Annotated in this window: 16 protein-coding genes and 1 pseudogene; 11 read left to right on the forward strand and 6 right to left on the reverse strand. The window is 72.2% G+C overall.

Annotation, left to right across the window (positions count from 1 at the left end; all coding sequences use genetic code 11):
* Nucleotides 1-42 precede the first annotated feature (42 nt).
* Together JSY14_RS08380 and JSY14_RS08385 are read left to right on the forward strand one after the other, a co-directional pair.
* A protein-coding gene (locus JSY14_RS08380; RefSeq protein WP_259558296.1) for an IS5 family transposase occupies nucleotides 43-928 on the forward strand; the annotation gives its coding sequence in 2 pieces (ribosomal slippage) (nucleotides 43-390 and nucleotides 392-928; 885 coding nt in all).
* Nucleotides 929-1,456, forward strand: a pseudogene (locus JSY14_RS08385) (transposase); the annotation flags it as partial.
* 82 nt (nucleotides 1,457-1,538) lie between these two features.
* Here the strand turns inward: JSY14_RS08385 and JSY14_RS08390 are convergent.
* Nucleotides 1,539-3,242, reverse strand: a complete 1,704-nt coding sequence (locus tag JSY14_RS08390; protein ID WP_259559635.1) for an FAD-dependent oxidoreductase — start codon at nucleotides 3,240-3,242, stop codon at nucleotides 1,539-1,541.
* Nucleotides 3,243-3,418: 176 nt separating this feature from the next.
* Here JSY14_RS08390 and JSY14_RS08395 point away from each other — a divergent pair, with 176 nt between their 5' ends.
* Nucleotides 3,419-3,589, forward strand: a complete 171-nt coding sequence (locus JSY14_RS08395) for a DUF8730 family Cys-rich protein (protein WP_259558297.1) — start codon at nucleotides 3,419-3,421, stop codon at nucleotides 3,587-3,589.
* Nucleotides 3,590-3,644: 55 nt separating this feature from the next.
* Here JSY14_RS08395 and JSY14_RS08400 read toward each other — a convergent pair whose 3' ends face one another.
* Nucleotides 3,645-5,132 (reverse strand): amidohydrolase, encoded by a 1,488-nt coding sequence (locus JSY14_RS08400; RefSeq protein ID WP_259558298.1) that lies wholly within the window; start codon nucleotides 5,130-5,132, stop codon nucleotides 3,645-3,647.
* Nucleotides 5,133-5,244: 112 nt separating this feature from the next.
* Here JSY14_RS08400 and JSY14_RS08405 point away from each other — a divergent pair, with 112 nt between their 5' ends.
* Nucleotides 5,245-5,454, forward strand: a complete 210-nt coding sequence (locus JSY14_RS08405) for a heavy-metal-associated domain-containing protein (protein ID WP_259558299.1) — start codon at nucleotides 5,245-5,247, stop codon at nucleotides 5,452-5,454.
* 90 nt (nucleotides 5,455-5,544) lie between these two features.
* On the opposite strand, the gene JSY14_RS08410 is transcribed toward JSY14_RS08405, so the two are convergent.
* The gene (locus tag JSY14_RS08410; RefSeq protein WP_259558300.1) at nucleotides 5,545-6,606 is read right to left on the reverse strand and encodes a peptidoglycan-binding domain-containing protein; all 1,062 of its coding nucleotides are present in this window, start codon (nucleotides 6,604-6,606) and stop codon (nucleotides 5,545-5,547) included.
* Nucleotides 6,607-6,791: 185 nt separating this feature from the next.
* On the opposite strand from JSY14_RS08410, the gene JSY14_RS08415 reads away from it, so the two are divergent.
* The gene (locus JSY14_RS08415) at nucleotides 6,792-8,696 is read left to right on the forward strand and encodes an ABC transporter ATP-binding protein (RefSeq protein WP_259558301.1); all 1,905 of its coding nucleotides are present in this window, start codon (nucleotides 6,792-6,794) and stop codon (nucleotides 8,694-8,696) included.
* A gap of 36 nt (nucleotides 8,697-8,732) precedes the next feature.
* Nucleotides 8,733-10,469, forward strand: a complete 1,737-nt coding sequence (locus JSY14_RS08420; RefSeq protein ID WP_259558302.1) for an FAD-binding dehydrogenase — start codon at nucleotides 8,733-8,735, stop codon at nucleotides 10,467-10,469.
* 25 nt (nucleotides 10,470-10,494) lie between these two features.
* Here the strand turns inward: JSY14_RS08420 and JSY14_RS08425 are convergent, their stop codons facing one another.
* Together JSY14_RS08425 and JSY14_RS08430 are read right to left on the reverse strand one after the other, a co-directional pair.
* A complete protein-coding gene (locus tag JSY14_RS08425; RefSeq protein ID WP_259558303.1) occupies nucleotides 10,495-11,424 on the reverse strand; it encodes an NADP-dependent oxidoreductase in 930 nt (309 codons plus the stop codon).
* Between the two features lie 69 nt (nucleotides 11,425-11,493).
* Nucleotides 11,494-12,342 carry an NAD(P)-dependent oxidoreductase gene (locus JSY14_RS08430; RefSeq protein WP_259558304.1) on the reverse strand — a complete coding sequence of 283 codons (849 nt, stop codon included), beginning with the start codon at nucleotides 12,340-12,342 and terminating at the stop codon, nucleotides 11,494-11,496.
* 179 nt (nucleotides 12,343-12,521) lie between these two features.
* Here JSY14_RS08430 and JSY14_RS08435 point away from each other — a divergent pair, with 179 nt between their 5' ends.
* Nucleotides 12,522-13,772, forward strand: coding sequence for an endonuclease/exonuclease/phosphatase family protein (locus JSY14_RS08435; RefSeq protein ID WP_259558305.1), 1,251 nt, complete (start codon nucleotides 12,522-12,524; stop codon nucleotides 13,770-13,772).
* Between the two features lie 53 nt (nucleotides 13,773-13,825).
* On the forward strand, nucleotides 13,826-14,770 hold the full coding sequence (locus tag JSY14_RS08440) for a phosphoglycerate dehydrogenase (protein WP_259558306.1): 945 nt from the start codon (nucleotides 13,826-13,828) through the stop codon (nucleotides 14,768-14,770).
* A gap of 19 nt (nucleotides 14,771-14,789) precedes the next feature.
* On the opposite strand, the gene JSY14_RS08445 is transcribed toward JSY14_RS08440, so the two are convergent.
* A complete protein-coding gene (locus tag JSY14_RS08445) occupies nucleotides 14,790-15,956 on the reverse strand; it encodes a CobW family GTP-binding protein (protein ID WP_259558307.1) in 1,167 nt (388 codons plus the stop codon).
* Nucleotides 15,957-16,006: 50 nt separating this feature from the next.
* On the opposite strand from JSY14_RS08445, the gene rpmB reads away from it, so the two are divergent.
* From rpmB to rpsN, 3 genes are all read left to right on the forward strand, one after another.
* Nucleotides 16,007-16,243 (forward strand): 50S ribosomal protein L28, encoded by a 237-nt coding sequence (gene rpmB, locus JSY14_RS08450; protein WP_259558308.1) that lies wholly within the window; start codon nucleotides 16,007-16,009, stop codon nucleotides 16,241-16,243.
* Between the two features lie 123 nt (nucleotides 16,244-16,366).
* Nucleotides 16,367-16,537, forward strand: coding sequence for a 50S ribosomal protein L33 (gene rpmG, locus JSY14_RS08455; protein ID WP_259558309.1), 171 nt, complete (start codon nucleotides 16,367-16,369; stop codon nucleotides 16,535-16,537).
* Nucleotide 16,538: 1 nt separating this feature from the next.
* Nucleotides 16,539-16,844, forward strand: a complete 306-nt coding sequence (gene rpsN, locus JSY14_RS08460) for a 30S ribosomal protein S14 (RefSeq protein ID WP_259558310.1) — start codon at nucleotides 16,539-16,541, stop codon at nucleotides 16,842-16,844.
* Nucleotides 16,845-16,852: the final 8 nt, after the last annotated feature.

Genomic DNA, 16,852 nt, shown 5'->3' on the forward strand with positions numbered 1-16,852 from the left:
TTGTGAAAGGGTGTCCCGCCATCGGCGGGGCACCCTTTCGGTATGAGCGATCGAGATGTGATCACGGACGAGGTGTGGGCGCTGATCGGGCCGTGCTTCCCCGCGCCGAAGGCGACGGGTCGGCCGCCGATGGATCGGCGGCTGGTCGCGGAAGCGGTCGCGTGGAAGTTCCGGACCGGGTCGCCGTGGCGGGACGTGCCGGAACGGTTCGGGAACTGGAACACGATCTACCGCCACTTCGACCGGTGGGCCAAGACCGGCGTGTGTGCGTGCGCGCTCGAGCGCGCCCAGCAGGCCGCCGACGCGCAGGGCGAGCTGGACTGGGTGTGCTCGATCGACTCGACGATCGTGCGCGCCCACCAGCACGCCGCGACCCTTCCCCGCCACACAGGGGGGCCCATCGAACTACAAGAATCTCGGGCCTGAGCCGGGCGACCACGCGATCGGCCGCTCCCGAGGCGGCCTGACCTGCAAGATCCACGCCGTCTCGGACGGGAAGGGCCGCCTGCTCGCCTTCGTCCTCACCGGCGGCCAGGCCGCCGACACGAGCCTGCTCCCCGAGGTCCTGGACCAGATCCGGGTCCCCAGGCCAGGCCCTGGCCGGCCCCGCACCCGCCCGGATAGGGTCCTCGCGGACAAGGGGTATCCCTCCCGCGCGAACCGGGTCTGGCTCGCCGAGCGCGGCATCAAGGCCACCATCCCCGACCGGCAAGACCAGGCCGCGCACCGGCGCCGACGCGGCTCAGCCGGCGGACGCCCGCCCGCTTTCGACCCCGAGGTCTACCGTGGACGCAACGTGATCGAGCGGTGCTTCGCCAAGCTCAAGCAATGGCGCGGCATCGCGATGCGCACCTGCAAGACCGCCCGCAGCTACGCCGCGGCCATCTCGCTCGCCGCGACCCTCCACTGGCTGACCAGCAAAGTTTGACAACACGCCCTAGTCAAAGCGCTGAACCGGTGCTTCCAGGGCGTGGCACACCAGCGGTGCCGGGTCCACTTCGCCCGCAACCTGCTCGCCCACGTCCCCAAGGGCCAGGCCGACTACGTGGCCGCCGCGTTCCGGATGATCTTCGCCCAACCCACCCCCGCCGACGTGCACGCCGCCTGGGACAAGACCCGAGACGAGTTCGCCGCCCGGTTCCCCAAGCTCGGCCCGCTCATGGACGACGCCAAGGTCGAGGTGCTCGCCTTCACCGCCTTCCCCCGCGAACACTGGCGCAAGATCTGGTCGACTAACCCACTCGAACGCGTCAACAAGGAGATCAAGCGCCGCGCCCGCGTGGTCGGCATCTTCCCCAACAGCGCCTCGGTGATCCGGCTCGTCGGCGCCATCCTGCTCGACATGCACGACGAGTGGGTCGCCGCCGAACGCCGCTACCTCTCCGAAGGATCCATGGCCAAGCTCCATCAGACCGGCGATAATGGCGACATCGCCGCGATCGACACCGGCGAGTAGACACCGAGGATCACCACAAAGCCCACCACCAAGCGGGACGCTGCCGGGGTGAGGCCCCCGCCCGCATCCGCCGGTCGACGCGTCAGACCGTGAGCTCCCGCGCCACCGACCAGGTGCGGTAGCCGCCGTCGAGGTTGCGCACCTCGCGGCCCGCGGCCTGGAGCACCTGCGCGGCGATATGCCCGCGCACGCCCACCGCGCAGTGCACCACCACCGGGCCCTCGGGCACCTCGTCCAGACGCTCACGCAGCTCATCCACCGGGATGTTCACCGCCCCGGGGATCGCCCAGGCCGCATGCTCCCCGGCGCTGCGCACATCCAGCAGGACCTCCCCGTCGGACAGGGCCTGCGGCAGCTCATGCCACTGCAGGGTGCGCTCCTGCCCGGTGCGCAGGTTGTCGGCGACATACCCGAGCATGTTCACCGGGTCCTTCGCGGAGCCGAAGGCCGGCGCATACGCCAGTTCCAGATCGGCGAGGTCACTGGCGGTGAGGCCACCGGCCATCGCCGTGGCGATCACGTCGATGCGCTTGTCCACACCGTCCTCCCCGACGCCCTGGGCGCCGAGGATCGCATCGGTCTGCGGGTCCACCAGCAGCTTCAGTGCCATCGTCGCAGCCCCCGGGTGGTACCCGGCGTGGGAGGCCGGGTGGGTGTGGATCGCCCGGTAGGGGCGGCCGGCGGCCCGCAGTCGGCGCTCGTTCCACCCGGTCGCCGCCACCTGCAGGCCGAACACGCCGAGGATGGAGGTGCCGAGCACCGGTCGATCGGTGCGCTCGCGGCCCGTGAGCACATCGGCCAAGAGCCGACCCTGACGGTTCGCGGTGTTCGCCAGCGGCACCAGGGCGGGCTCCCCGGTCAGTGCGTCGATCTTCTCGACCGCGTCACCCACCGCCCAGATGTGCGGGTCGCTGGTGCGCAGGCGGTCGTCGACCACGATGCCGCCCCTCGGCCCGATCTCCAACCCCGCCTCCCGTGCCAGGGCCGTGTCAGGCTGCACCCCGACCGCGGCGACCACCAGATCGGCGGGCAGACGGGTGCCGTCGTCGAGCGCCGCCTCGGTGGCGGTCAGCTCCGTGACGGCGTGACCCAGGTGCAGCGCGACTCCGTGGTCGCGCATCCGGTCGGCGACGATCTGGGCCATCTCGGCGTCCAGCGGGGCGAGCACCTGCGGGGCGAACTCCACCACGGTGACGTCGAGCCCGCGGTGGGCGAGGTTCTCCGCCACCTCCACGCCGATGAACCCGGCGCCCATCACCACCGCCGTGCGGGCCTGCGCGACCGCGGCCGCCAGCCGGTCGGTGTCCTCGATGTCCCGCAGCGGCAGGGCCCGCTTGATCCCCGGGATGGGGAGGATCCGCGGCCGGGCACCGGGGGAGAGGACCAGCTCGTCGTAGTGGAGCTCCTCGGTGGCCCCGGTCTCGGTGGCGGCGCCGGTTGCGGTGCCCTCCGGTGCCACGCGTCGCAGGGTCAGCGTGCGGTGGTCGCGGTCGATGGCGGTGACCTCGGTGTGCACGCGCACCTCGAGGCCGAACCGGGCGGCCAGGGATTCGGGGATGTGCAGCAGCAGGGCCTCGCGCTGCTGGATCACCCCGCCGACGTAGTACGGGAGACCGCAGTTCGCGAAGGAGACGTGGCCGCTGCGTTCGATGACGGTGATGCGGGCGGCCTCGTCCAGGCGGCGCAACCGGGCTGCGGTGGACATGCCCCCGGCGACGCCGCCGACGATCACGATGTGGCGGGGATCGGAGGCAGTCTCGGTGGAGGTGGTGGGGGAGGGAGTCATCGTGCTCATGCCTCGATCGTAAATACCCCCGGGGGTACTTGCCCAGATGCCCCCGGGGGTATATGGTGGGTGCGTCGGCCCGACGGATCGCCCCGCCGGGGAGACCGACCGACGTTTTCGATCCCTGCTCCGCCGGAGCGGACGACCCGTGCCCTGAGCACCGAAGGAGAACCCCCATGTGCCGTCCCGTCACCTGCAAGACCTGCGGTAAGACCACCTGGGCCGGATGCGGCCAGCACATCGACCAGGTGAAGGCCCAGGTGCCCGCCGGTCAGTGGTGCAATGGCCACGCCGATGACGCCCAGCCCGCCTCCAAGGGCTTTTTCGCGAACCTCTTCGGTCGCTGACACACCCCACGGCGGTCGGCCGCCTGAGCGAGACCTGCCCGTCCGGGCACTCGCCTCAGCGGGAGAAGGCCAGGCGACCGGCGACGATCGTCGCCAGCGGCCGCACGTGACGCAGACGGGCCGCGGCCCGTCGCGTCACCTCCCCGAAGAGGTCGTCCTCCAGCAGCACCAGGTCGGCCGGTCCGCCGACCTCCACGGATGCGACGCCGTCGGTCGACGCTGCGAGGGCCTCGGCCGGCTGGAGGGCCTGGTCGTCGTGCCACGCCGGCCGATGATCCGCGCTGCGATGCACCGCCGCCGCCATCGCCTCCCACGGGTCCAGGGGTGCCACCGGGGCATCCGAACCGAAGAGGAGCGGCACTCCCACCCGTAGGAGGTCGCGCAGCCGGAACAGCTCCCCGCCGTGACCCGCCAACATCTCCTCGCTGGGATCGCGATCATCCAACAGATGGGCCGGCTGCACCGACGCGACCGCTCCGGAGATCGCGAAGCGGTGCAGATCCGAATCCCGCACCCACTGCGCATGCTCGATCCGGGCTGTCATCGGCACGCGCGACAGGGCCTCCAGGGCGGAGGTCACGGCCGCATCTCCGATGGCGTGGATCGCCGCGTGCAGGCCCCGGGAACGGGCCGCGTGCAGCAGATCGGACAGTTCCTCGGTGCCGACGCTGAGCACCCCGCGCCCCTCCGGCCCTGCAGCCCCGGGATAGGGGTCGTGACAGAACGCGGTGCGTGACCCCAGGGCGCCGTCGGTGATCACCTTCAGCGGCCCCATCGTCACCAGGCCGTCGGCGTCCAGCACCCGGCCGCTCGGCCCCGGAGCCTGCGCCAGATCCCCCGGGTAGACGCCACAGCGCACCCGCAGTCGCGGCGTGCGCCGCGTCCAGTCCTCCCAGGTGCGGCTCCACTCCAGGTCCACGAGACCCACGACGCCTCGGGCGAGCGCCCGTTCCTGCAACGCCGCCACACCGGCCTCCCGTCGGGCCGCCTGCCCCGGTAGCTCCGCCAATCGCGGTGCGGCCAGGAACCACTCCTCCTCGGCGACCACCCCCGAGCGCGGGGGCAGCCCCAGGGCGGCGAGGCCCGCCGTGTTCACCCAGGCGTGGTGGGCGTCTCCACTGATCAGGACGACCGCCGGTGCAGGCGTTCCCGCGGGGACGCTCTCGGCGCTCACGCGGTCCAGGTCCGCGACCCGCAACGGGGCGTCCAGCTCCAGGAGCCGATGCCCGAAACCGACCACCGGACCGACCGGGGCGTCAGCCACGGCATCGCGCACCATCGTCAGCAGCTGCGCGACGCTGTGCACCCCGGTGGTGTCGAACCGACCGTGAGCCTCCGCCGCCTGGCCCACATGGACGTGCTGGTCCCACAGCCCGGGGATCACGACCGCCCCACCGCCGTCGATCACCTCGTCCGTGTCTCTCCCCGCCGACCGGTCCCGCAGGATGCTGAGGTCAGGGCCGATCTGCGCGATGCGACCGTCACGCAGCAGAAGATCGACCGGGCGTGGATCCCCGAGGCGGCGAACCTGGCGCAGCAGCATGACCGGCACCGTAACGTCCAGCCGACCCTCCCATACCCCCATCGGGTATCGCAGGTATCATCGGTCGCGCCCGATGAGCCCCACCGGGGCCGACCCGTAGAGAGGAATCGTGATGACCACCACCGACTACACCGTCACCGGCATGACCTGCGGCCACTGCGAGAACGCCGTGCGCACCGAGGTCCAGCAGATCCCCGGCGTCACCGATATTCAGGTCAGCGCCGCCGACGGCACCCTGCGTGTGACCTCCGAGTCCGCGCTCGACGACGCCGCTGTGCTCGCGGCCGTCGAGGAGGCCGGGTACGAGGCCGCCCGCGCCTGACCGTCCGGCCCCGCCACGGGCCCCGAGACCCCGACGACCCCGGCACCCTGTGATGCCGGGGTCGTCGCTGTGAGGTCTGGATGGTGTCGGTCAGCCCCGGTAGGGGGCGACACCCGCGGCGTAGCGGTTGTAGAACGCGAGGGCGTCGTCGGCCATGGCGTCGTACCGACTCGGGTAGGCCGAGCGCTGCACCTTCTGGGCGAGCGTGCCGATGGAGCTGCCGGAGTAGGTGGGCCAGTAGTCCATCAGCCCCGGGTTCGGGGTGTGCATGGCGACACCGAAGAACGCGAGGGTGGCCAGGTGCTTGTGCCGCACCTGCGTGTACGTGCCCCAGCCGGTCGAGGGGCGCTGCTGGAACAGGCCACCGGAGTCGCGATCGTAGGTGGGGTAGAGGTTCAACAGGCCGCTCTCGACCATCGCGGTCGCCAACGCCACCTGGATGCCCTTGGCGGGGATCCCGCGGCCCTTGCCGACGGCGATGAGGAAACGGCCGTTCTCGCGGGTCGTGGTGGACATCCGATCCAGTGCCAGGTTCCCGGAGGAGTCGCGCGGCAGGTAGGCCAGCTTCTCGTCAGCCGTGAGGAAGGTGCTGGTCCACGGGCTGGTGCTGCTCGGCGGCTTCGCGGGCAGCACGAACAGGTACGTCCAGGTCAGGTGGTCGACGATCCGGGTGAGGGTGAGCTGGTAGGCGGTCTGGAAGCTCGCGATGGCGCTGTTCTCGGAGGACGACAGGGTGCCGTCGACGACGGTCGCGTACCCGGCCCGACCGAGCAGACGCTGCGCAGCCCGCACCGCATGGGCGTTCGACCCGCTCGCCCGCACCACGGAGGTGCTGCTGCGCAGCAGCGCGCTCATGGTGTTGGGGCCGGCGATGCCGTCGACGACCAGGCCGCGGGACCGCTGGAAGGCGCGGACGCTGTCGGTGGTGCGCGGGCCGTAGGCACCGTCGGCGGTGGTGGTGAACCCGTGGGCGGTGAGCAGATGCTGCATCGCCTGGATCACCACCCGCGGAGAGGTGGTGCGCACCCGCACGGACAGCGGGGCGGGGGCCGCCAGGGCGGCGGGGGCGATCAGGGCGGGGGCGGCGAGCGCGGCGGCGCCGAGCAGGCCACCACTGGCACCGTGGCGCAGCAGGGTGCGGCGATCGAACATGGGGGTACCTCCGGGTCGGGGAAACAGCCACCCGGGGGAAGGACAGGTGACGACACGCGGCCGAACATCTCGTCAGAACAGCCTGGTCCATGCTAGGGGACGTGTGTGGTGCAGGCCTCACCAGCTGGTCGGGAGCAGACCGGGCCGGACCGAGTTCTCGCAGGTGAGCCGTAAGCTGGCCGACCGTGGCCCCCCTTGTGCGCATCGTGCGCTTCACCCGCGCCCTGACCCCGTTCTACCTGGCGATCGTCGCCTGCTCGATCCTCACCGCCGTGGCGGAGCTGGCGGCGCCGTTCCTGCTGGGCCGGGCCACGGACACCATCGCCGGGAGCCTCGCGGGACGGGTTCCCGCCGATGACGCCGTGCGCACCGTGATCCTGCTGGCCGTCGGACTGCTGGTGGTGGAGGTCGCCAGCTCCCTGTTCTCGAACGTCGGCGGCTGGTTCGGCGACGTCATGAGCAACCGCATGCGGGCCATGCTCTCGGTGCGCTACTTCGAGAAGCTGCTGGTGCTTCCGCAGCGCTGGTTCGACACCGAACTGACGGGCACCATCGTCGCCCGGTTGAACCGCTCGATCACCGAGGTCACGAACTTCGCGAAGATGTTCTCGAACATGTTCGCCACCACCCTCATCACCACGGTGGCGGTGATCGCGATCAGCGCCTGGTACTGGTGGCCGCTGGCGGTGCTGCTGATCATCGTGTTCCCGCTGTACGTGTGGCTGACCTCCCTCACCTCCACCGTCTGGCAGCGTCTGGAGGGGGAGAAGAACGAGCACGTCGATATCGCCTCCGGCCGTTTCGCGGAGGTCATCGGGCAGATCCGGGTGGTGAAGTCCTTCGCCCATGAACGCGGGGAGCTGCGTTCCTTCGCCCACCGCTTCGGCCTCACCGACCGGCTCACCCGCACCCAGTCCACCCACTGGCACAAGATGGACGTGCTGCGCCGCACCGTCCTGAACCTGGTGTTCTTCGGCCTGTACGCGATCATCTTCGCCCGCACCGCGCAGGGGGCCTTCACGCTGGGGGAGATGGTGCTGCTGCTGCAGCTGATCGCCATGGTCCGCCAGCCGGTGCAGTCCATGAGCTACATCATCGACACCGCGCAGCGTGCCATCGCCGGATCGCGCGACTACTTCTCCGTCATGGGCACCCCCGCCGACGACCGCGCGCCGCAGCTGTCGCTGGCCTCCGGCGGTTCCGTCGCGGCGGACTCCACCGTGACGGACTCCACCGTGGCGGACCCCGCGCCGTCCGCGCGGCCCGGTGCATCGACCCCGGCGTCGTCGGCCCCCGCCCCTGCGGTGCTGGACATCCCGCAGAACACGCCCGCCATCACCTTCGACCGCGTCCACTTCGCCTACGAGACCGGAGAGGACGTGCTGCACGACGTCACCCTCGATGTGAAGCCGGGGGAGCGCGTGGCCCTGGTCGGCGAATCCGGCGGCGGCAAGTCCACGATCGTGAACCTGCTGCTCGGCCTGTATGTGCCGCGTGAGGGCTGCGTGCGCGTCGGCGGCCGCGATCTCGCCGACATCCCGGTGGAGACCCTGCGCCGCAGCATCGGTGTGGTGTTCCAGGATGCGTCCCTGTTCTCCGGGACCATCCGCGAGAACATCGCCTACGGCCGTCCCGGCGCCACCGACGAGGAGGTCCGCGCGGCCGCCCGCCGCGCCAACGCCGACCGGTTCATCGAACGCTTCACCGACGGCTACGACACCATCATCGGTGAGCGCGGCCTGAAGCTCTCGGGTGGTCAGCGGCAGCGCATCGCCGTGGCCCGTGCCATCCTCAAGGACGCCCCCATCCTGGTGCTCGACGAGGCCACCAGCGCCCTGGACACCAAGGCGGAACGGCAGGTCCAGGCCGGTCTCGAGGAACTGATGGCGGGCCGCACCTCGCTGATCATCGCCCACCGCCTGTCGACCATCGCCGGGGTGGACCGGATCGTCACCCTGCGCGACGGACGGGTCGACGAGATCGGCACCCCCGCGGAGCTGTCTCGCTCCGGCGGCATCTACGCTGAACTCCTGGCCCTGCAGAGCGCCGGCAGCGCCAAGCAGCTGGCGAAGTTCGACATCCATGGCTGACGCCCCCGCGGCACGTCCCGACGGCAAGGAGGCCGTATGAGCACCGCACCCCGACCCACCGCATCCCCTGCCGCCGCGCCCATCGAGGCCGATGCGATCGTCGTCGGCGCCGGGCTCGCCGGGCTCGTCGCCACCGCGGAGATCGCCGCCGCCGGGCGCACGGTGCTGCTGGTGGAACGGGAGGGCGAGCAGGACCTCGGCGGCCAGGCCCACTGGAGCTTCGGCGGTCTGTTCCTCATCGACTCCCCGGAGCAGCGGCGCCTCGGTGTGCACGACAGCCTGGAGCTCGCCCGGCAGGACTGGTTCGGGTCCGCGCAGTTCGACCGCCCGGAGGACCACTGGCCGCGGGTGTGGGCCGAGGCGTACCTCGAGTTCGCCGCAGGGGAGAAACGAGCCTGGCTGCGTGAGCGCGGGCACCGCATCTTCCCGGTCATCGGCTGGGCCGAACGTGGCGACGGCACCGCCACCGGCCACGGCAACTCGGTGCCGCGCTTCCACGTCACCTGGGGCACCGGCCCGGGGATCGTCGAGCCCTTCGAGCGGATCGTGCGGCAGCAGATCGACGCCGGGCGGGTGCACCTGCTCACCCGCCACGCGGTCGACGACCTGATCGTCGAGGACGGCCGCGTCGTCGGTGTCCGCGGTGGGGTGCTCGCGCCCTCGTCGGCCCCGCGCGGCACCGGTTCCACCCGGGAACGCCTCGGCGACTTCACCCTGCGCGCCCCCGCCGTGGTCGTCGCCACCGGCGGCATCGGCGGCAATCCGGAGCTGGTGCGGTCGGTGTGGCCGGAGCGCCTGGGCACCATGCCCACCGACCCGGTCATCGGGGTGCCGGCCTCCGTCGACGGCTCAGGGCTGCTCGCGGCCGAACGCGCCGGCGGGCGCTGGATCAACCGCGACCGCATGTGGCACTACACCGAGGGGCTGCGCAACTGGGATCCGATCTGGGCCGGCCACGGGATCCGCATCCTGCCCGGTCCCAGCTCCCTGTGGCTCGACGCCCACGGCCGGCGCCTCCCGGCACCCGCCCTGCCCGGTTTCGACACCCTCGCCACGCTGCGGCACCTGCGCACCCGCACCGACCGTGACTGGTCGTGGTTCGTGCTGAACCGCCGCATCATCGAGAAGGAGTTCACCCTCTCCGGCAGCGAGCAGAACCCCGACCTCACCGGTCGGGACTGGCGGCTCGTCGCGCAGCGGGTGCGTCCCGGTGCACCCGCCCCCGTCCAGGCGTTCCTGGATCATGGCGAGGACTTCGTGCAGGCCGATGACGTGCCGCAGCTGGTGGCGCGGATGAACGTCCTCGCGGGGGAGGACCTGCTCGACGCCGACGCGGTCGAGAGGCTGATCCGCGCCCGCGACGCCGAGGTCGACAACCCCTTCGGCAAGGACCAGCAGATCACCGCGATCCGCGGCGCCCGGAACTTCCTCGGGGACCGGCTCATCCGCACCGCCGCACCGCACCGTCTCCTGGACCCTGCAGCCGGACCGCTGATCGCGGTGCGGCTGCATGTGCTGCTGCGCAAGACCCTCGGCGGCCTGGAGACCGACCTGTCCGGCCGGGTGCAGGGCATGGCGGGCACCGGGGCGGTGCCGGGGCTGTACGCGGCGGGGGAGACCTCCGGCTTCGGCGGCGGCGGCATGCACGGTTACAGCGCGCTCGAGGGGACCTTCCTCGGCGGCTGCCTCTTCTCCGGCCGCCAGGCCGGCCGCGGAGTGCTCGCCGACCTGCGCGACCAGGACCGGCAGGTCGACGAGCCCGCGTCTCCGTGAGCCCGCGTTTCCGTGAACCCGCGCCTCAGGCCCCCGCGACGGTGATGGCGATCTTGCCGCCGGCCCTGCCCTCGAACGACATCCGGTAGGCCTCGGCGGCGCGCTCCAGCGGCAGCGTGTGGGCGAGGTCCACGCGGATCTGCCCGCGCTCCACCATCGCGCCGAGCTCGGCGAGGTCGTCGTGGTCGGGATGCACCCACATCGACTCCCCGCCGTGCCCCACCACCGACGGATCGGCGATGGACCCATGGCGGCCGCCCTCGGCGAGCACCTGCACCGTCTGCTCCACGGCCCCGCCGGCGTAGTCGGCCACGACCGTCACACCCTCCGGCGCCAGCGCCCTCACCTGCTCGACCAGACCGTCGCCGTAGACGACGGGCTCCCCGCCGAACTCCCGGACACGGTCCTGCCTCGCCTCCGACGCGGCACCGATCACGCGGGCGCCCAGGGCCCGGGCGATCTGCACACCGTAGGAGCCGACCCCACCGGAGGCACCGTGGATCAGCACCGTGTCGCCCTCGCCGACGCCCAGTCGGCGCAGCGTCTGGAACGCGGTGAGGCCCGCCAGCGGCAGCGCCGCGGCCTGCTCCCACGAGAGCGAGGCCGGCTTGCGCGCCAGGGTGCGCACCGGCAGGGTCATCTTCTCGGCGAAGGAGCCCTGTGACAGCCAGTCCTTCCGGCCATATGCCATGACCTCGTCGCCCACCTGGTAGTCGGGGACGTCGGTGCCGACGGCCTCGATCACCCCGGCCACATCCCAGCCCGGGATCACCGGCCACTGCACGTTCGTCATGCCGTCGAGGTAGCCCGCCATGATCTTCCAGTCCACCGGGTTCACGGCGGCGGCCTTCACAGCGATCCGCACCTCCCCGGCGCCGACCTTCGGCACGGGAACCTCGGTGATCGTCAGGACATCCTCAGGGATTCCGTACTCCGCATACGTCACAGCCTTCATGCCGGACGTCAACGCGCGACGGGCCCGGGATATTCGCGGGTCCCGCCCCGGGGGGCGGGCCGTGCGTCCTCAGGCGCCGCGCGGACCCCGCACGATCGCCACGGAGAAGTCGTGATCGCCGCGGTCCTGCTCCTGCTGCTCCTCGAAGCTGATGAGCGCCGCACGCACCGCCGGCAGTCGGTCCTCGTCGGGCACCGCGGCGAGCATCAGCCGGGCGTCCTTGGCCAGCGCATCGACGGTGAAATCACCCTCGGCGGTGTCGCGTTCACCCCGCACGAACGGGCCCTTCATACCGGCGATGAAGTCCAGCCCGGTGCTCTTCAGCATCGTGAGGATCTCGTCGGGCTCCACCCCGAGGGCGGTGCCGAGGGCGAGGGCCTCCCGCAGACCCTGCGCGCTTACCGCGAGCGCCAGGTTCGCCAGGAGCTTGCCGGTGGCGGCCTCGGAGCCGCTGGTCACACCGCGCAGGCGATCGGGATCGGCCCACGGAGCGACCAGCTGCATGACCGTCTGGCGCAGCTCGTCGTCGGGGGTGCCGACGTACACGCCGAGCGTGCCGTTGCGGGCGGGGCCGAGGGTGCCGACCACCGGGGCCGCGACGTAGGTGGGGACGGCGCGGGCGAACTCGTCGGCGTCGGCGGGGGAGACGGTGGTGGCGTCCACCCACGGCACCCCGTCGGGCACCAGCGAGGGTTCGAGGACGACCTCACGCACGGTGTCGGGGCCGAACAGGGAGGTGATGATGACGTCGGCGTCGGCCACGGCCTCCCGCGGCGTCTCGGCCCGGGTGGCGCCCTCGTCGACGAGGGGCCGGGTGCGCTCGGCGGTGCGGTTCCAGACGGTGAGGTCGTGGTCGGTGAGCAGGTGGCGCGCGAGCTCGGTGCCCATGCGCCCGGTTCCCAGGAATGCGATCTTCATGAGGGCAGTGTGCGCGGGGTGGCTTGGCGGTGGCTGGGCGGGCCCGAGGTCGGGCGGCCCGCCCGCGCTGAACGTCCCCTGGGTGCGCCCCACGAGTCCACTCCGTGTTCGTCCGCATCTCTTTGCCGTGTCGCCGGGGCAGGGCAGGATGGAGGCATGAGGCAGGGCAGGATGGAGGTATGAGCTCGCGCATCAGCCGACGTCGTGCCCTGACCACCGCCCTCGTCGCCGGTTCCGCCGTCGGGACGGGCGCCGCGCAGAGCGCCTCCGCCGCCCGGCCCGCTGCGAAGCCCGCCGCGCCCGGCCGTCGGCCCGGCCGACAGCCGCTGCGGGTCGCCACCTACAACGCGTCGCTCAACCGCGGGACGCTGGGGCAGCTCGCCCGGGACCTCGCCACCGGCGAGGATGCGCAGATCCGGGCCGTCGCCGAGGTTATCCAGATCAACAACCCGGACGTCCTGCTGGTCAACGAGTTCGACGCCACCCCGACGGGTCGCGAGATCGACCTGTTCCGGCACAACTACCTCGAGGTCTCGCAGAACGGCCGCACCCCGGTGCACTACCCGTACGCCTTCACCGCCCCGGTGAACACGGGCGTGCCCACCGGTCTGGACCTCACCGGTGACGGCACCACCACCGGGCCCGACGACGCCCACGGCTTCGGCCTGTTCCCCGGCCAGTACGGCATGGCGATCTTCTCCCGCTACCCGATCCTCACCGACCAGGTCCGCACCTTCCAGAAGCTGCTGTGGTCGAGCATGCCCGGGAACCTCATGCCCACCGACTACTACCCCGAGGAGGCCGCATCGGTGCTGCGCCTGTCCTCGAAGTCGCACTGGGATGTGCCCGTGCGCGTGGGCAGCGTGGTGCTGCATGTGCTGGCCGCGCATCCGACCCCGCCGGCGTTCGACGGCCCGGAGGACCGCAACGGGCGCCGCAACCACGACGAGATCCGCCTGTGGGCCGACTATGTCTCGCCCGGCCGGGATGGCCAGTGGATCGTCGACGACGCGGGCCGCCGCGGCGGGCTCCACCCCTCGGAGCGGTTCGTGATCCTCGGGGATTACAACTCCGATCCCGTCGACGGGGACTCCTGGCCCGGTGCGATCCAGCAGCTGCTGCAGCATCCGCGGATCCAGGATCCGATGCCGACCTCCGCGGGCGCCGTGGAGGCCGCCCGCCTGCAGGGCGGGGAGAATGCCGAACACGAGGGCGACCCCCGCTACGACACCGCCGACTTCCAGGATGTCCCCGGCCCGGGCAACCTGCGCGTCGACTACGTGCTGCCGTCGCGGAACCTGCAGGTCACCGGCAGTGGCGTGTTCTGGCCGGCCACGGGGCAGCCCGGCAGTGAGCTGACCGGCACCTTCCCGTTCCCGACCTCCGACCACCGCCTGGTGCGGGTGGATCTGGAGATCGCGGGCTCCTGAGCAGGGATCTGCGCGCCGAGGCAGCTGTCGGGCCGCCCCGCTAGCCTGCGGCCATGAAGATCCTGCTGCCCGACACCATGCCGCTCGACCCGTGCCTGCCCGACGGCTGGGAAGCGGTGGTCCTCGACGCCCGCGCCCCCATCCCCGCAGAGCACCACGACGCCGAGGCCCTCGTCGTGTGGGGCGCCTCCCGGGCGCACCTGGCCTCCGCCGCGGAGGACCTGCCCCGGCTGCGGTTCATCCAGTCCCTCGCCGCCGGGGTCGAGGGGATCCTCGCCGCGGGGTTCCGACCGGACGTGCGGATCACCTCCGGTTCGGGACTGCATTCCTCGACCGTCGCGGAGCATGCCCTCGCCCTGACCCTGGCGCTGGTGCGTCGCCTGCCGCAGAGCCTTGCCGCGCAGCAGCGGCACGAGTGGTCGCGTGAGCTGGGGGGCCTGCAGCCCCTGCACCCCGAGGGGGAGCTGACCACCCTGCTCGACGCCCGCGTGCTGATCTGGGGGTTCGGGGAGATCGGTCGCACTCTCGCCCCCCTGCTGCAGCAGCTCGGCGCACAGGTGCGCGGGGTCGCCCGCAGCGCCGGGGAGCGCGACGGCTTCGAGGTCCTCGCGCAGGACGACGTGGCCGCGGCGCTGGGCGAGACCGACGTGCTGATCGACATCCTCCCCGCCGACGACCACACCGCCGGTGCGATCGACGCGGCCGTGCTCGACGCCCTGCCCGATCACGCCCTGGTGGTGAACGTCGGGCGCGGAACCACCGTCGACCAGGAGGCCCTGCTGGCCGCACTGCGGGAGGGGCGGATCGGCGGCGCCGCACTGGATGTCACCGACCCGGAGCCGTTGCCGGCCGAGGACCCCCTGTGGGAGGCGCCGCGGTTGATCCTCACCCCGCATGCCGCCGGGGGCCGCCCCGTCGGGGCCGACGAGCGGATCGCCCACAACCTGCGGGCCCTCGACGGGGACGGTGACCTGGTGCACGAGGTCGCGCGGGACTGAGGATCCGACCCGTGGCAGGTCAGGCGGCCACATCGCGCCGCCCCAGCCACGGATCGAGCTCATCGGCCCGGCCCAGCCAGGGCGCCAACCCCGCCCGCCACTCGACGTCGGTGAGCAGGCAGCGTGCGAACGCCCGCCGCACCCGCTCCCGGTCCGCCTCCCCGATGCCGGTCATGACCAGGCAGGTGGTCGGCAGCTCCGCGGATTCGGCCACCGCCCCCACCGACACCTGACCACCGGCCCCGTTCCACTCGCACACCGACCCCGGGCGCGTCGGCACCCAGAAGCGGCCGCGGCTGCGCAGCCGGCCTGCCCCGAGCGCCTCCAGGTGCTGCAAGAACCGACCCGGATGGAACGGTCGCTCCGAGCGCAGCACCACGGTCCAGGTGCCGTGGGGGGAGAGGCCGGGCCGGGGGGTGTGGTCCCCGGCGGCGCAGGCATCGGCGCGGCGCATCGTTGCGGACGCGTCGTGCCGCGGCCGCAGCAGCTCCGCCGGTGCCAGGGAGTGCAGCTCGGTGACGAGCTCCTGGTCGGCGTGCAGCAGATGCGCGAGGAGCTCGGCCCCGGCCGGGTCGGGCTGGGGGCGGGCGTCGATCACCAGGTCGGCCACCTCGACCTGCGCGCACAGCGCCTCACCGACGCTGCGCTCGTCCTCCAGGGCCCAGCGCAGGTCCCGTTCGGCGAGGGTGGCGTCCCCCAGAACGTCCTCGACGACGGTTCCGGAGTCGACGACCGCCGCGATCGTGCTGATCCGCACGGCGTCGGTAGCGGCCCCGAGGGTGCGTGAGACGGTGAGCGGGTCAGCGCTGATCGGCAGCACCAGGGCGAGGGCGTCGTACCGGCCGGTGGCGGCGAGCGCCTCCAGCACCGGCACGGCATCCTCCCGCATCGCGCAGGCGACACACTCGTGGTCGAGCTCCACCAGGCGGTCCTCCCGCACGCGGCCGGCGTCGAGGATGCTCTCCCCGGAGTCGAGGACCAGGCGGCGCAGGGACCCCGTGGCGCGGTCGACGTCGTAGCGCAGAGCGGCCAGGCGCCGGGTGTCGAGCAACAGGTCGGCCGCGACGCTGTCCCGCAGCACCTGGTCGATGGCACAGACCACCGCGAGGGGGAGAGGGGTCGCGGGGGCGTGGTCGCGGTCGGGGCCAGGGGTGCGGTCACGGCCGGCGTGGGGATCGAGCGGCATGGGGCTCCTTCGCTTGACGAGAATGATTCTCGGTAACTAACGTCCTCGTCATGTCCCGTCGTTGTCAAGTCACCGGAGCGTCACCGCGAGTCGGTCGGCGCGTGTCCCATGCGCATCGCCGCACCCCGCGCACCTGGTCCCCGAACCTGCAGACCAGGCGTTTCTGGGTGCCCTCACCCAGGCGGTATGTGCGGCTCACCCTCAGCGTGCGGGCCATGCGGCGCATCGACCGCGAGGGCATCGATGCGGTGGTCGCCGAGATGCTCGCCCGCGGGGAGCGGTTCTGAGGGCGTGGCGTTCTGCCGCGTCTCTCGCCCACCCCGCTCGCCCGCCCCGCTGTGACCGGCGAGACAGGCGGACATGACACGCCCCACCGTCCACGTTCCCCCACCCCAGCAGAAAGGACCCTCATGGCCTCGAAGAACTCCGCCCTGCGCCCCGTGATCCGGCTGCGCTCCACCGCGGGCACGGGCTACACCTACGTGACCACGAAGAACCGCCGCAGCACCCCGGACCGACTGGTGGTGCGCAAGTACGACCCGGTGCTGCGCCGCCACGTCGACTTCCGGGAGGAGCGCTGAGATGGCGAAGGCCTCGAAGATCGCCCGCAATGAGCAGCGTCGCGCGGTGGTCGCGCGGTATGCACAGCAGCGGGCCGCTCTCCAGCGCACCGTCAAGGACCCCGCCACCCCCGAGGCGGAACGTCTGATCGCCCTGCGGGCCCTGCAACGGATGCCCCGTGATGCGAGCCCCACGCGGTTGCGCCGCCGCGACGCGATCGACGGTCGCCCCCGCGGGCATCTGTCCCGCTTCGGGATCTCGCGGGTGCGGTTCCGCGAGATGGCGCATCACGGCGAACTGCCGGGGGTGCGCACCTCCAGCTGGTGAACGACGCG

This window comes from Brachybacterium sillae, assembly GCF_025028335.1.
GTDB classification, from domain to species: Bacteria; Actinomycetota; Actinomycetes; order Actinomycetales; family Dermabacteraceae; genus Brachybacterium; species Brachybacterium sillae.